The 14,831-nt window shown below is 55.2% G+C and carries 14 protein-coding genes and 1 pseudogene; 12 read left to right on the top strand and 3 right to left on the bottom strand.

Annotation, left to right across the window (positions count from 1 at the left end):
• Window positions 1-63 precede the first annotated feature (63 nt).
• From HFP08_RS10620 to thiD, 11 genes are read left to right on the top strand one after another with little or no spacing between them, the layout of a single operon-like run.
• On the top strand, window positions 64-1,398 hold the full coding sequence (locus tag HFP08_RS10620) for an acetylornithine deacetylase (protein ID WP_277345849.1): 1,335 nt from the start codon (window positions 64-66) through the stop codon (window positions 1,396-1,398).
• Window positions 1,395-2,066: a thiaminase II gene (gene tenA / locus HFP08_RS10615; RefSeq protein WP_168120577.1), complete on the top strand. Its 672-nt coding sequence runs from the start codon at window positions 1,395-1,397 to the stop codon at window positions 2,064-2,066. Before HFP08_RS10620 ends, tenA begins: the two co-directional genes overlap by 4 nt.
• The gene (locus HFP08_RS10610; protein WP_206109224.1) at window positions 2,063-2,926 is read left to right on the top strand and encodes an ABC transporter ATP-binding protein; all 864 of its coding nucleotides are present in this window, start codon (window positions 2,063-2,065) and stop codon (window positions 2,924-2,926) included. Before tenA ends, HFP08_RS10610 begins: the two co-directional genes overlap by 4 nt.
• Window positions 2,923-3,684, top strand: a complete 762-nt coding sequence (locus HFP08_RS10605) for an ABC transporter permease (RefSeq protein ID WP_240941275.1) — start codon at window positions 2,923-2,925, stop codon at window positions 3,682-3,684. Before HFP08_RS10610 ends, HFP08_RS10605 begins: the two co-directional genes overlap by 4 nt.
• Window positions 3,685-3,732: 48 nt before the next feature.
• Window positions 3,733-4,749, top strand: coding sequence for an ABC transporter substrate-binding protein (locus HFP08_RS10600; protein ID WP_168120576.1), 1,017 nt, complete (start codon window positions 3,733-3,735; stop codon window positions 4,747-4,749).
• A 17-nt stretch (window positions 4,750-4,766) separates the two neighbouring features.
• The gene (locus tag HFP08_RS10595) at window positions 4,767-5,777 is read left to right on the top strand and encodes a ThiF family adenylyltransferase (RefSeq protein WP_168120575.1); all 1,011 of its coding nucleotides are present in this window, start codon (window positions 4,767-4,769) and stop codon (window positions 5,775-5,777) included.
• A 22-nt stretch (window positions 5,778-5,799) separates the two neighbouring features.
• Entirely contained in the window at window positions 5,800-6,417 is a 618-nt protein-coding gene (gene thiE / locus HFP08_RS10590) for a thiamine phosphate synthase (protein ID WP_168120574.1), read from the top strand.
• Between the two features lie 11 nt (window positions 6,418-6,428).
• Complete coding sequence (thiS, locus tag HFP08_RS10585; protein ID WP_168120573.1) at window positions 6,429-6,626, top strand: sulfur carrier protein ThiS; 198 nt, start codon at window positions 6,429-6,431, stop codon at window positions 6,624-6,626.
• 3 nt (window positions 6,627-6,629) lie between these two features.
• A complete protein-coding gene (locus tag HFP08_RS10580) occupies window positions 6,630-7,409 on the top strand; it encodes a thiazole synthase (RefSeq protein WP_168120572.1) in 780 nt (259 codons plus the stop codon).
• A gap of 37 nt (window positions 7,410-7,446) precedes the next feature.
• Window positions 7,447-8,613 carry a glycine oxidase ThiO gene (thiO, locus tag HFP08_RS10575; RefSeq protein ID WP_168120571.1) on the top strand — a complete coding sequence of 389 codons (1,167 nt, stop codon included), beginning with the start codon at window positions 7,447-7,449 and terminating at the stop codon, window positions 8,611-8,613.
• Entirely contained in the window at window positions 8,603-9,424 is an 822-nt protein-coding gene (thiD, locus tag HFP08_RS10570) for a bifunctional hydroxymethylpyrimidine kinase/phosphomethylpyrimidine kinase (RefSeq protein ID WP_168120570.1), read from the top strand. Before thiO ends, thiD begins: the two co-directional genes overlap by 11 nt.
• Window positions 9,425-9,529: 105 nt before the next feature.
• Here the strand turns inward: thiD and HFP08_RS10565 are convergent, their stop codons facing one another.
• Entirely contained in the window at window positions 9,530-11,476 is a 1,947-nt protein-coding gene (locus HFP08_RS10565) for an alpha-L-arabinofuranosidase C-terminal domain-containing protein (RefSeq protein ID WP_168120569.1), read from the bottom strand.
• Window positions 11,477-11,651: 175 nt separating this feature from the next.
• On the opposite strand from HFP08_RS10565, the gene HFP08_RS10560 reads away from it, so the two are divergent.
• Window positions 11,652-12,452 carry a helix-turn-helix transcriptional regulator gene (locus tag HFP08_RS10560; RefSeq protein WP_168120568.1) on the top strand — a complete coding sequence of 267 codons (801 nt, stop codon included), beginning with the start codon at window positions 11,652-11,654 and terminating at the stop codon, window positions 12,450-12,452.
• Here HFP08_RS10560 and HFP08_RS10555 read toward each other — a convergent pair.
• Together HFP08_RS10555 and HFP08_RS29690 are read right to left on the bottom strand one after the other, a co-directional pair.
• On the bottom strand, window positions 12,428-13,348 hold the full coding sequence (locus HFP08_RS10555; RefSeq protein WP_481856558.1) for a nucleoside hydrolase: 921 nt from the start codon (window positions 13,346-13,348) through the stop codon (window positions 12,428-12,430). The two genes, HFP08_RS10560 and HFP08_RS10555, sit on opposite strands and share 25 nt — an antisense overlap.
• Before the next feature lie 1,141 nt (window positions 13,349-14,489).
• Window positions 14,490-14,720: pseudogene (locus tag HFP08_RS29690) on the bottom strand (hypothetical protein); the annotation flags it as partial.
• Between the last annotated feature and the right edge of the window lie 111 nt (window positions 14,721-14,831).

The following is a 14,831-nucleotide window of genomic DNA, read 5'->3' as shown; positions in this document are numbered from 1 at the left end:
GAGTGGTTTTTTCTATGTCCGGCGCTATCCTACTCTATGCTCAAGGAGGCGCTTCCTTCCATTATGCAACATGCCATGCAAGATCAAATCCGCCGACTGCAAGCGCTCGCCGAGACGAGACAAGACGAATTATGGACCTTGCTCGAGCGGCTTGTCGCCTATCCCACCGTCAGTCCTCCTGCCCGCAACACCGGGCAAGCCCAGCAATATGTCGCCTCGTATCTGCAAGCTTGCGGGTTCGAAGCCTCCGTATGGGACGTCTACCCCGGCGATCCCAACGTAACCGCCTTGAAACGCGGCGCCGACAGCGCGAACTATCGCAGTCTGCTCCTCAACGGCCATATCGATGTCGCAGAGGTGGGAGATCACGCGCAATGGGAGCGAGATCCGTTCCGGCTCGCGCACGAGAACGGCCGCGTCTACGGCCGCGGCGTCTCCGACATGAAGGGCGGGCTTGCCGCCCTTCTGTTCGCGCTCAAGCTGCTGCATGAAGAGAATATTGAGCTTCAGGGGGATCTGCTCATGCAATCCGTCATTGGCGAGGAAGCAGGCGAAGCAGGCACAAGAGCCTGCATTGAAAGAGGCTGCGAAGCCGACTTTGCCATCGTCGCCGACACAAGCTCGCTGGCAATTCAGGGACAAGGCGGGGTCATTACGGGGTGGATCACGATTCAACATCCAGAGACGCAGCATGACGGCATGCGAGCTCGTCTTCTTCGCGAAGACGGCAACGCGCAAGGGATCAGCGCCATCGAGAAAATGATGAAGCTCGTGGCCGGTCTTCAGGAGCTGGAGCGGCGCTGGTCGGTCGAGAAAGCCTATCCCGGCTTTCCTCCCGGCTCCACCACCATCAATCCCGCCGTCATTGAAGGCGGCCGCCACGCCGCATTCATCGCGGACCGCTGCGCTCTGTGGATTACCGTTCACTTCTATCCGGATGAGGATTACGAAGCGGTCGCTCGCGAGATCGAGGAGCATCTCATGCGTATAACAAGCGCAGATCCCTGGCTTCGTCAGCATCCGCCGACCTTCCGTTGGGGAGGACGCTCAATGATCGAGGAACGCGGCGAAATCTTCCCTTCGCTGGCGCTGGATCGAACGGAGGCGGGATTGCTGCAGCTCGCGCGCAGTCATTATGCGCTGCTTGGCGCCGAACCGCAAATCGACATGAGTCCGACGGTAACTGACGCGGGATGGATCGCAAGAGCGGGCATTCCTACCGTCATCTACGGTCCTGGAGAGCTACGGCATGCCCACGCGGTGAACGAAAGCGCCGACAAGCAAGAGCTTCTCGCCTATGTTCAGATTATGATTGCCTTTATTTGCGAGTGGTGCAGCACAAGCAGACCTGAAGCGCCTGTGAATCATTTGGTTGAAGAAGGGAGGGAGAAGCATTGACCTTATTGACTGAGCGGCTCTACGAGTCAAGCCGTTCCCTATGGGAACAGAGTCACAGACACCCTTTCCTGACCGAGCTTGCCAACGGCTCGCTAAGCGAGGAACGGTTCATCTATTATTTGAAGCAGGATTATGTCTACCTCATTGATTATGCGAAGCTGTTCGCCATTGCCAGCGTCAAGTCGCCGGATCTTGACACGATGCACCGCTACGCGGAGCTTTATCATTCCACGCTGCATGTCGAGATGGAGCTGCACCGCCAATACGCCGAGCGCTTCGGCGTAAGCAGAAGCGACCTCGAGCAAACGCGACCGGCGCCGACGACGATTGCCTACACCAAATATTTGCTGGATGTGGCCGCGAGCGGCTCGCTTGCGCAAGTAGTTGCGGCGCTGCTGCCATGCATGTGGAGCTACCGCGAGATCGGCGTCTCTCTGGCGGCCGTTCCCGGCGCCCTGGAGCATCCGCTGTTCAGAGAATGGATTCTAATGTACAGCTCCGATGAATTCGGACAATTGACGGACTGGTGCGTCGATCAGATGAATCGGCTCGGGGATGGCTTGCCGGAGCGCGAGTTATTGAGACTCGAGGAGCATTTCGTCACCGCGTCCCGGCTGGAATATCTGTTCTGGGACATGGCCTACAAGCTTGAGGAGTGGCCGGTATGAACGCCGGCGTCGCAGCATTGGAGCAGCCCCCTGTCTCGCTTGCGGTAGATCGTCTCGTCTTCGGCTTTCCCGGAGAACCGCCGATGTTCGACCAGCTTGGCTTTGAGCTGAGGCAAGGCGAGTTCGTCAGTCTGCTGGCGGCGAGCGGCCTTGGCAAGACCACGCTGTTCCGCCTCCTCTCCGGACTTCTCCCCGCGAAGAGCGGCTCGATTCGTATCGGAGCGGACGGCATGGACGTCGCCTCCGCCGCCCGGCATGGACGAATTGGCTACATGCCGCAACGCGATGGATTGATGCCCTGGCGCACCGTGCTGGACAATGCCGCAATCGGTCTGGAACTGCGCGGCGCAAAGCGCAAGGATGCGCGCAGCCGGGTGCTTGAGCTGCTGCCGGACATGGGGCTGGCCGGAACGGAGCGCAAGTACCCGCATGAGCTGTCCGGCGGCATGCGGCAGCGCGTATCGTTCCTGCGGTCGCTGCTCGGCGGCGGAGAGCTGCTGCTGCTCGACGAACCGTTCGGAGCGCTGGACGCCATGACGCGCGCTTCCATGCAGGAGTGGCTGCTGCAATCCTGGGAGCAGCATCGCAAAACCGTGTTATTCATTACGCATGATGTGGATGAAGCGCTGCTGCTGTCGGATCGCGTGCTCGTAGCCGCCCAATCGCCGATTGCCGCTTTCGAAGCATTCGACGTGCCGCTCTCTCGCCCGAGACGGCAAGCGCTTGTGATGGAGCCTTCCTTTGTTGCGCTCAAGAAGCAATTGCTTCGGCTCTATGATCATTCGGCGCAAGCGCATCTTGCCGAGCATGACGAGCCTGCGCCGGGGAGCGCCCCGCACAAGGAGGCGACGCTGCGATGAGATTCATGCTGCAGAAGCTGCGTCAGCACGCGCCGCTCCTCTCTCTGGCTTTGCTGCTCGCCGCTTTATGGGAGATTGGTCCTCCGCTCGCCGGCATTCCGCATTACATCATTCCGAGATTGTCCGATGTGCTGGTCTCTTTATGGGAGGACAGACAGCCGCTGCTTCGTCATTTCGGTGTTACCCTGTGGGAAGCGCTGCTCGGCCTCGGCATATCGACCGTATTCGGGCTGTCGTTCGCGATCGTCATCGACCGTTCCCGTCTGGCGGAACGCACCTTGTATCCGCTGCTCGTCGCCTCGCAGACGATTCCCATTGTCGCGTTGTCGCCAATTATGGTCATGTGGTTCGGCTACGAGCTCGGCAGCAAGGTAGCCGTCGTCATTCTGTTCACCTTCTTCCCGATTGCGGTCAACACCGCTTCGGGCTTTCGCGGCGCAGACCCCGATACCGGCGATTTGCTGAGAACGATGGGCGCAAGCCAGCGCCAGCTGTTCGTCAAGTGGAAGCTCCCCTCCGCGATGCCCGGCTTCTTCACCGGCCTGAAGCTCGCTGCCGCCATCAGCGTCGGAGGCGCTACGCTGGGAGAATGGCTTGGCGGTCAGGCCGGGCTCGGCATGTATACGAAGCGAGCGTCCCACATGCTGGCCGGCGACGCCGTATTCGCGGGCGTGCTGCTGCTGTCAATCATGGGGATTGGCTTGTTCTTAACCATTCAGTGCATTGAACGTCTCTTGCTCGCTCATCGTCGGTCTTGAGACTCGGTTCACCATTATTCCATACTAGAAATCGGAGTTGACATGAATATGAAACAACGTAATTCCTTGCCTTCCATTCTACGCTCCAGCGTTATGCTCGTTGCTCTCTGCTCCCTGCTGCTTGCGGGCTGTTCGACGACATCAAGCAACACGAACGCCAACGCCAAGCTTGATGAACTCACGGTTCTGCTCGACTGGTATCCCAATGCCGTCCACACCTTCCTCTACGCCGCCGAAGCGAACGGCTACTTCGAGGAAGCAGGACTCAAGGTCAAGCTGCAAACACCGGCGGATACGAATGACGCCGTCAAGCTGGTCGCAACCGGCAAGGCGGATCTCGCTCTCAGCTATCAGATGCAGGTCGCGATTTCCCGTGCGGAGGACATCCCTGTCGTTTCCCTTGCAGCTATCGTCAGGCATCCCCTGAACCGCTTGTTCGCGCTGCAAGAAAGCGGCATAAGCCGTCCGCGGGACCTGGTCGGTCAGCAAATCGGTTATCCCTCCATCCCGCTGGACGAAGCCATCGTCAACACAATGGTGGAGCATGACGGCGGCGACGCCTCCGCTCTTCATTATCAGGATATCGGCTGGGATCTCATCCCGGCCATGACAACGAAGCGGGTGGACGCTATTATCGGCGGCTATGTGAATCACGAGAAGCTGCTGCTGGAGAAGGAAGGCGTGAAGCTAGTCTCCTTCGACCCTTCGCAATACGGCGTGCCCGATTATTACGAGCTCGTACTGATTGCCAGCGAGGATGGCATCGACAAGAAACAGGAGCTCTATCGCCGCTTCATCGAAGCGGCTGCCAAGGGGCAGCAATATACGGCGGAGCATCCGGATGAAGCGCTGGCGCTGCTGCTCGACAAGCAAGAAGGCGAATTCCCGCTGGATGACGACGTGGAGAAGCAAAGTCTGGACATTCTGATGCCGCTCATGGATGCCGGCGGCGAAGCCTTCGGCTCGCAATCAAGCGAGAACTGGCAATCCGTCATCGATTGGATGCAAGAGCACGGACTTCTGAAGCAAGCTGTCGCGCCCGAGGAAGCCTTCCGTAATTTATAATTGAGGTGAACTGGCAGATGAACGAGAGATATTCCAGACAAATCTTATTTCCGCCCATTGGGTCGGCTGGACAAAGCAAGCTTGGAAGCAGCTCGGTATGCATCGTTGGCATGGGAGCGCTGGGCACCGTGCTCGCCAATCATATGGTGAGAGCCGGCGTCGGCTTCGTTCGCATCGTCGACCGGGATTATGTGGAGGCAAGCAATCTTCAACGCCAGCTTCTGTACGACGAGAACGATGTCGAGCAGGGATTGCCCAAAGCCGTTGCCGCGCAGAACAAGCTTGGCCGCATCAACTCGGAGGTCGAGATAGAAGCTCTCGTCATGGACGTCACGCCCTCGACAATCGAAGGACTGCTGGATAACGTCGATTTGGTGCTCGACGGCACGGATAATTTCCAAACGCGCTACCTGCTGAACGATGCCTGCTTCCGCCAAGGCATTCCGTTCATCTACGGCGGCGCCGTAAGCGCCAGAGGCATGTGCGCCGTGCTGGTGCCCGGCGCTACGCCATGCTTCCGCTGCCTCGTGCCTGCGGCGGAAGCCGACGGGCAAACCTGCGATATGATCGGCGTCATATCGCCCATTGTCGACATTATCGCCTCCTTCCAGGCGGTGGAAGCGCTGAAGCTGCTTGTAGGCGCCGAGGAGGCGCGAAGAGATTCCCTTCTCTCGGTCGATCTTTGGGGCAATCGCCTCTACGAGATGAAGCTTGGCGCGCCGCGCAAGGATTGCCCCTGCTGCCAATTGAAGCAGTATCCGGCACTCCAAGCCCGCGGCGATGAAGCCGTCGCGCTATGCGGGAGGGAAACCGTGCAATTCGCGAGCAAGGGGCCGATGAAGCTGGCCGACTGGGAGCATCGCCTGAGTCCGGTCGCAGCAAGCCTGACGCTTAATCCTTACCTGTTGCGGGTCGAGCTGCCGGATGGAGAGCGCCTCGTGCTGTTCCCGGATGGTCGGGTGCTCGTGCAAGGCACCGATGATTTGACGCGGGCGAAGATTATCTATGATCGTTATATCGGAAGCTGATACAATAAGAGGAGATGAGCTTATGAAAGACTTCAAGCTATACGCCATCACCGGAGAAACGTTCCATCCCGGACGAAGCCTTGTTGACGTTATGGAGCAAGCTATTCTCGGCGGTGTCGACATTGTGCAGCTGCGCGACAAATCAAGCGCTCGCGCCGAGCTGCTGGAGAAAGCCAGAGCGCTTCGGGAGCTGACGCGCCGATACGGCGTAACCTTCATCGTCAATGATCATATCGAGCTTGCCATGGAGGTTGACGCTGACGGCGTGCATCTTGGACAAGACGATCTGCCGCTCGTCGAAGCGCGCAAGCTGGTCGGCGACAAAATTATCGGCATCTCGACGCACGCCATTGAAGAAGCGCTGCTCGCCGAAAGCCAGGGCGCCGACTACCTCGGCGTCGGCCCCGTCTTCCCGACGACCACGAAGGCGGATGTCGTCGATCCCGTAACCGTAGCCTATGTCCGCGAGGTCGCGGAGCGTATCCGTATTCCCTTCGTTGCGATTGGCGGCATCAAGCTTCATAACGTGGACGAGGTTATCGCCGCCGGAGCGTCTCGCATCTGCGCCGTGAGCGAAATTGTAGGAAGCGACGATGTCAAGGGAACCTGCGAAGCCTTCCTGAAGAAGCTGAACGGATAGGAGGAGAGCCCATGCAACTTATGATTAACGGAAAAAGAGAGAGCCTTGATGTGCGAACGGTTGAAGACATCGTATCCTACTATGAGCTGCTGGATAAACCAATCGTTGTAGAGGCCGACGGCCATGTTCTGACGAAGGAGCAATGGTCGTCCGTCAACGTGAACGAAAATAGCAAAATCGAACTGGTTCATTTTGTGGGAGGAGGTTAAAGCATGACAAAAGATACATGGCAAATCGGAGGACGCGTCCTGCATTCCCGCTTGTTCCTCGGGACGGGACTGTTCCCGAACCCCTATGTTCAGCAAGAAGCAATTAAAGCTTCGGGCGCGGAGGTGCTTACCTTCGCGATTCGTCGCGTCAACCTGGACGCCGCCGGCGATGATTCCATTCTGCAGCATATTGAGCCGGAGTCCTTCCACTTTCTGCCCAATACCTCGGGAGCAAGCACGGCGGAAGAAGCCGTGCGCATCGCCCGTCTTGCCCGCGCCTCCGGCCTCAGCGACTGGATCAAGGTCGAGATCAGCGGCAACGAACGGACGCTGCTGCCCGATCCGATCGAGACGCTGCGCGCTACCGAACAACTGGTGAAGGAAGGCTTCACCGTGTTGCCCTACACAACCGATGATCCGATCCTGTGCAAGCGGCTTGAGGAAGCAGGCGCTGCTGCCGTCATGCCGGGAGGAGCGCCAATCGGAACCGGGCTAGGCATTCTGAACCCTTATCATATCGGATTAATCGTCGAGGAAGCCTCCGTCCCGATTATTGTCGATGCGGGGCTTGGCTCTGTCGCCGATGTTGCGCAGGCCATGGAGCTGGGCTGCTCCGGCGTGCTGATGAACACGCCTGTTGCGAAGGCCCGCGATCCGATCGGAATGGCAAGAGCCATGCGGCTAGGCATCGAGAGCGGCCGGCTTTCCTACCTGTCGGGCCGGATTGCCAAGAAGAAGTATGCCACGGCAAGCAGCGGTTATGACGATTTCAAGCTAAACTAGTCTGCTAATCCCTCAACAGAAAGCTGGTATTGCGCACATGAGCGAGAACATCATCATTATGGGCGGAGGGGTCATCGGCCTGTCCGTCGCCTACGAATTGCAAAGCCGGGGATATCAGGCTACCGTGCTCGAGATTGCTCGCTGCGGAGGCCAGGCCTCCGGAGCGGCCGCCGGCATGCTTGCCCCGTACTCCGAAAATGTCGAGGGTCCCGATCCTTTCTTTCGTCTATGTCTGGACAGTCTTCGACTCTATCCGCAGTGGGTGGAGCGGGTGCGGACGCACTCCGGCATTCCATTCGAATATACGAAATCGGGCAGCCTCTATCTGACCTATCACGAAGCGGATCGCTTGGCGCTCGAAGGGCGACTGCTGTGGCAGCGGCAGCATGGCTCGACGGGTGAAATTGTCGAGGCTCCCGAACTGTTCACTAGGGAGCCCCTGCTGTCGAGACAAGTCAAGGCAGCCCTCTACACCCCCGAGGAAAGCCATCTGTATGCGCCGGACTATGTGAGAGCGCTTGAGGACGCCTGCCTCCGCTCCGGCGTTGCCATCTTCGATCAGTTGGAGAGCGTCGACGTTGCAAGCTGGCAAGAAAGCATCGTGCTCGAAGCCCGCGACGGACGCCGCTTCGAAGGCGATCGGCTTGTCGTATGCTCCGGCGCCTGGGCGCAGGAGCTTGCCGATACCTTCGGCATGCCATTGCCCATCTATCCCATACGCGGACAAATTTGCGCGTATAGGAGCGAAGAGGTTGGCGCATGCGAGGACGGCAGACCCGTTCGCCATATGCTGTTCAGCAATCAGGGCTACCTGGTCGCCAAAGCCAACCGCTCGCTCGTATGCGGCGCTTCGGAGGATATTGCCGGCTTCGACACATCCGTCACCGAGCGCGGAATCAACCGCTTGAGGGGATGGAACAAGAACGTCATTGAGAAGCTGGAGAAGCTGGTCCCCTTCCATCAATGGGCGGGGCTTCGTCCGTCGACCCAGGACGGTTACCCTTTCCTTGGCGAGCTTGATTCCGCGAAACGCGTCATGTTCGCGGCTGGCCATTACCGCAACGGCATTCTGCTCAGTCCGATTACGGCGAAGCTAGTGGCAGATCGCATTGCCGATCAGGCTGTGCCGAATTATTATGCTTGCTTTTCGCCACGGAGGTTCGACATCGTACGAGGAAAGGAGTCGATCGATCATGTCAACTGAGTCCCTGCATTCGCGCAGCAGCGTTCCCCGCGCTTTGACCATAGCCGGCTCGGACAGCGGCGGCGGCGCGGGCATCCAGGCCGATGTGAAAACCTTTCAAGAGCTGGGAGCCTTCGGCATGTCGGCCATAACGGCCGTAACCGCGCAGAACACCATCGGCGTGCAGGCGGTTTATCCGCTGAGTCCCGAGGCCGTTCATGAGCAAATCCGATCGATTGGACAAGACATCGGCGTTGACGCGCTCAAGACGGGCATGCTCTTCAGCAGCGAAATCATCGAGGCTGTCGCCGCTTCCCTGAAAGCCTTCAAGTGGAAGCGCGTCGTCGTCGATCCCGTCATGATTGCCAAAGGAGGATCGGTGCTGCTGCAAGAGGCGGCGTTGAACGCCTTCAAGCGCGAGCTGCTGCCGCTCGCGGAGGTTGTCACCCCGAATATTCCTGAAGCCGAGCGCTTATCCGGCATCCTGATTCGCAATGCCGCGGAGAAACGCGAAGCGGCCAGACGTCTGGCCGCTCTCGGCGTGCAATATGTCGTCCTGAAGGGAGGGCACGAGTCGGGAGCCGAAGCTGTCGATCTGCTCTATGACGGCTCCAGCTTCTGCGAGTTTGCCGCCGAGCGTATCGACACCGTTCATACCCATGGCACAGGCTGCACCTTCTCGGCGGCGCTGACTGCCGGCCTCGCGCATGGACTGGCCGTGGAACCCGCCGTCCGGCAGGCCAAAGCCTTCATTCAGGCGGCCATCGAGCATGGCATTGCTGTCGGTTCCGGCATCGGTCCTACCAATCATTGGGCTTATCGGCTCCAATAAGCAAGGCATGAGCTTAAAGGGGAAACGACGCGTCTTGAACGCGTTGTTTCCCCTTTATTCCTTGCACATTATTCGTCATTTGCGTTGCTTATGTCTATCCAAATGCTACTTCGTCTGACAGAACAGTTTCATAACATGAAAAGACCCCGGCTCCAGCTCATATTCCATTCCCTCGCGCCACAGAAAGGAAGACTTTCTCGGCGCTATTAGCTGCGGCTTCTCCAAGGAATTGAAGGCGTCTTCCTTGCCCTCCATCTTGTATAGCTCCCCCAATTGCTCCAGCGGCATCTCCGATTGAAGCTTCACCCAAACGGTGCGCGGCAGCGGATTAACCAGCTTCAGAATAATGGTGGAATTGTTCCGATCATAGGAGGCTGTGAACGGAATTGCCTCTTCCTCTACGCTCGTCTTCAACACATGAGTGCCTTTCAATGTGCTATACAGCTTCTGCACATAATAGCTCGGCGTCCCGTAAGACACTGCGCCGTCAAACCAGATCATATCCGGCGACCATTGCGTATAGCCGATCCGGGCAAACAACGGCGCGTAGCAGGCAAGCGTCACAATATCGGCGTTTCTCTCGAGCCCCGTCATAAACGCCGCTTCCGCCAGCGCCGCGCCCCACATGTTCAGATGAGGAGCATTCATTCCGTTGCTGTAATGGACGGCAAATTCTCCTGCGAATATCTTGATGTCCCGCGGATATTGGTCATAGAAATGCAGGTTCTCATACATCCATTCAGGCTTTACGTAATAATGCTCGTCCACGGCATAGACAAAATCAGGATTTTGCTTCGCTTTCGCCCGATAATAGCTCCATGCGGCTGCATATTTCTCCGAATGAACATCCGGTCCGGCCGATCCAATAAGCTGAATAGCGGGATTTTTCTCATGAATCGCTTCCTGAAATCTTTCGTACCTGCGGAAGAAATCCGAATGCTCCGACTCCCATTGCTCATTGCCGATTCCGATGTATTCCAATCCGAACGGCTCGGGATGTCCCATTTCTGCGCGAAGTTTTCCCCACCTTGTTGCTTGAGAACCGTTCGCAAATTCAATTAAGTCCAGCGCGTCATCAATGTATTGCTGAAACTCGGGACTGTCAGCGGGCACATTTTCGGAAGACTGGAACTGACAGGCAAGCCCAACGCTTAAGACGGGAATCGGCTTTGCTCCGAGATGCTCGCATAAGAGAAAATATTCATAATAGCCAACGCCGAGCGTCTGATTGTAATGACTGTAGGGACTCGTGAACTGATTTTCCGGTTTATTGCCATGAAGCGCCCAACGATTGCCGATCGGCCGTCGTTCCTCCGACTTGCCGACGCTATGCTTCCATTGATAGCGGTTGCCAAGCGAATAGCCCTCCACCACGCAGCCCCCGGGAAAACGAAGAAAGCCTGGCTTCATCTCTCGCATCCATTGTACCAAATCCTGACGGAACAAGCCCAATACCGCATCGGAAGGAATCATGGAGATAAAATCAAAGCATACTGTTCCCGGCTGATTCAGCCTGATCACGAATGTTCCGCGTTCCAGAGTCTCATCGCTCATCATATTCACTTCATACTTCATCCACTTGTCGCTAATCGCCTCTGCGGCAATGACGCTCGCAACCACACGATGGTTCTTCTCTGCCACTACCTCGACGCTTCCGGCGTACTGTTCGGCTCTGGCGTAGAAGCTAATGCGATAGGACAAAGCCTTCCTCATATAGATGCCGTCATAAGCTTTATTCGCAAAACCCTGTCCCGCTTCTTTGGCAGTAAAAACCAGGTAATGCGGATTGATTGGATTTTGCGGATAATCGCTTTGAATGTCAAGGCTTCCTTCCTTTCCGCCCGGCGGATATGCGCTCCAGCCGTAAAGTCCGCTATAGGATTCCCGGTAGCTGCGATTTCCGCCTGTTGTCTGGATAAACTCAAAGGAACGATTTTCAATCATTTCCGCGTGTAAACCGCCGTCCAGACCATAATTGATATCCTCAAAAAACAAACCGAACATCCCGGGATTGATTGCTGCGCCAAGCTCTTCCGTCATATGCAATTTCATGCTGAATCACCTCTTGTCGTTTTCATGGATACGACTAGCATAAGAAATTGGAACGCGCGAGACAATTGCGCTTCGTCCTTATTTGCTGACCTATTGTGCAAACCATCATTTGCAACTCCGCTCTGTCGAGATTAGAATAGATATCAACCATTCATATTTCAATCTGGAGGTTTCCATGCAACTTGTCAGAATCGGGTACCATCATCGTCATGATGCGAACTTCCGCATTCATCGGCCTGGCGGCTCCGGCGACTATCTTCTTCTGCTGCTTAAAAGTCCGGCTCTATTCTTTTTTGGAAACCGCGAGGTTGCCGCCGAACGAGACTCCTTTATTCTCTACGACAAGCATGTTCCCCAATCATATCGCGCGCTCGGCTCCGTATTTTCCAATGACTGGTTTCATTTTCAGATGAATGAGGAGGAAATTCGGTTTCTCGAGACGCTCGATATTCCGAGAAATCAGCTTGTGCAAATCGGGAATGCACGTGAGTTGTCGCTGCTGATCAATCAATTATGCTATGAAATGTATACCGGCAGTCGGAATCGCATGGATACTCTGGAGACCTCCTTGAAGCTGTTCTTCCTGAAGCTGAGCAACAGCATACACGAGCCGGGCTTGAATCGGGGAAATTCTCATTACCACAAGCTGTCCATTTTCCGCTCGAAAATCTACAATCAGCCCTTTCTCCCATGGACAATTGATTGCCTGGCGAATGATTTATCCATGAGCCGATCAAGCTTTCAGCATTTGTACAAGCACTATTTCGGCGTCAGTCCAGTGGCCGATGTGATTGCCAGCAGAATCGAACGCGCCAAATACTTGTTATCCACCACGGATATCGCCATCGCCCGAATTGCCGAGATGTGCGGCTACAACACTGAAACACATTTCATGAGACAATTCAAGAAAGCGACCGGGGTTACGCCTACCTGCTTCAGACTGAATTCCGCTCATTCGCGAGCTCCAGCTCCGTAGGTCAGAGCGAGCTTGGCGAACAGATCCTCCAGCGTAAATCTGGCGTCAACGGTGTGATAAACCCTGATTTTCCGTTCCGTCTGGTGATGCACGTAATACATGTCCGATGTTATTCTAGGAGCAGGCTTGAGCTCATAGCCATAGTCATGCTCGTCCAGCAGCAAGCTGATGGCCGGCGAATCCCCCATGGCCCACATCTCTCCCTTGGGCCAGCCGGGGCTTGTCGCTTGTTCATTGTACTCCATCAGTTGTCGGAACAGATATTCCCCGATTTTTCCGTAAGGCTTGACCTTATACATCAGCTCGGCAATGCTGACCCTCATCGTGCAGTATACCTGATTAGGAACTTGCCATAGCTCGATATTGGAATTCATTACAACATTCGCTGCATGAATATCGTTTCGGAGATTGAATTCCCAGCCGCCTCGCGGCCATGCGGCCCCTCCAATCCAGATCGCCTTCAATCGAGAGCCAATGCGAGGCTCGGTCAGATAAGCTGCGGCAAGATCTGTCAGAGGACCAAGAAACACAACATACAAAGGCTTATCGTCCTCCGCCATCGCTTCCTTGATAATGGCCTCCGCGCCCTCCGACATGAGAGAATCATGCTCGCTTGGCAAAGCGGAAGCCGCTCCTTTATAAACCGGAACACGCCCTGTCATATCCATAAGCTCTATAATCTTGCACGCCTCGTCATAGCTTTGCAGCATCGTATCCACGCGTCCGGTTCCTTCGGCATTATTCTCGAATTGAGCCGCAATAATGCCCTTTACGATAAATCTTGGCGTTAACAGCGCATGCGCGATCGCATACTGATCGTCCGCCTCATTCTTGGCATCGGTATTGACTATTAATCGTATCTTTCTCCAATGGGGAATATCAAAGGAAAAACTCACATGCATACCTCCCGTTGCGTCATATTTACATTTTAGAAGCTATCCGTCTGTCCAGGCTCTAAACAAAAGGGACATGAAAGACGACATTTCGGACAAATCTTCCTTATCGCCAAAGCTGCCAAGTGTCCCTATTCGTACAACATACAATTTGTGTAGCACGAACGGGTTGCAAACAGGACGCCATCTGCCTATTTTCGAGAAGAAAGTCTACCGCGCTTACCCTCGTCGTAATCCATAAAGCCTTACAATTCCAAATCACTCCGGTCCCCGAACAACGAGCTTTCAATGCTAATCTGTTTATCCCATGGTTTAATGAAAAAAAATACCCATCCGCTTGAATAGCGAAATGGATATCCTATTGATGTATATCGTTTCAATATGCTTTCTGTCCACGAATTATTGATTTACTGAAGGTTTAAGATAATCTCGTCTATCTCTGATCACTAATTGAAGCATCGTTATTATTAGCTGCCAAATCGGTTAAAGGATCATATGGAGGTCCAGAGACAGTCCCTACTAACAAAGCAATATCGACTGCATTCACGGGACTGCCCCATGAGTTGCCTGAAAATACGAACACTGCCCCATCAACAACAAAGCCGCGAGTATTGTAAACAATATTATTTATAATATGACCTTGAGAATTTGGATTTAAATAAGCCGGTTGCCTCATTGAATAAAAAATATTGTCTCTTACAATTAAATTCACTACATTCGATTGTGTAACAAATCCCCTGTTCACAACCCAACCAGTGGAAGGACCCGCTTGAGGCGGTCCGTATATCACATTGTTAACAAGCAAATGGTTGGTTCCCGAGAGTTGAATGAATTCTACTGCATAAGGGTTATCGCTTGTAATCGTTAATCCGTCGATAGTAATGCCATCCCCGGTTACAAGAAACGCTATAACGGCTGACTGTAAGGATATAAGTGTATTCGGATAACCTTGAATTGTTACTCCAGCTTTATTGATTGTTATTTGTGAAGTAATCGGATAAGTTCCGCCAAGCACATGTACAGTACCTGTCGGAGAAACAGCTGTAACTCCTTGTTGAATCGTGCCAAACGGATTAGCTTGAGTTCCATCCCCTCCAACTGCACCCTCCAAAACATAAACGTCGAATGGGTTAGGCTCGAAAGTACCTGTTGGGCCGGTTGGACCCGTTGCTCCATCTGCTCCCGTTGGGCCCGTTGCTCCTGTTGCTCCGTTCGCTCCAGTCGGACCCGTCGCGCCTTCTGGACCAGTCGGCCCTGCGGGACCGCCTGAAGGACCGGTTGGGCCGGTTGCTCCATCTGCTCCCGTTGGTCCGACAGGTCCTGTCGGACCGGTTGGGCCAGTCGCCCCTGCTGGCCCGGTGGGACCTGTCGGTCCGGGAACTGAAACATCATCCTGCACGATAACAAGAGATGCTTTCAAAGGAATGAATGTCGGAAGAAAAACTGCAGCAGTGCTGGCATTAACCAACGATAAGGTTACTGGCGC

Source organism: Paenibacillus sp. HB172176 (assembly GCF_011947265.1).
In the GTDB taxonomy this organism is placed as follows: domain Bacteria; phylum Bacillota; class Bacilli; order Paenibacillales; family Paenibacillaceae; genus Pristimantibacillus.
This window is presented reverse-complemented; position numbering and strand designations above follow the sequence as displayed.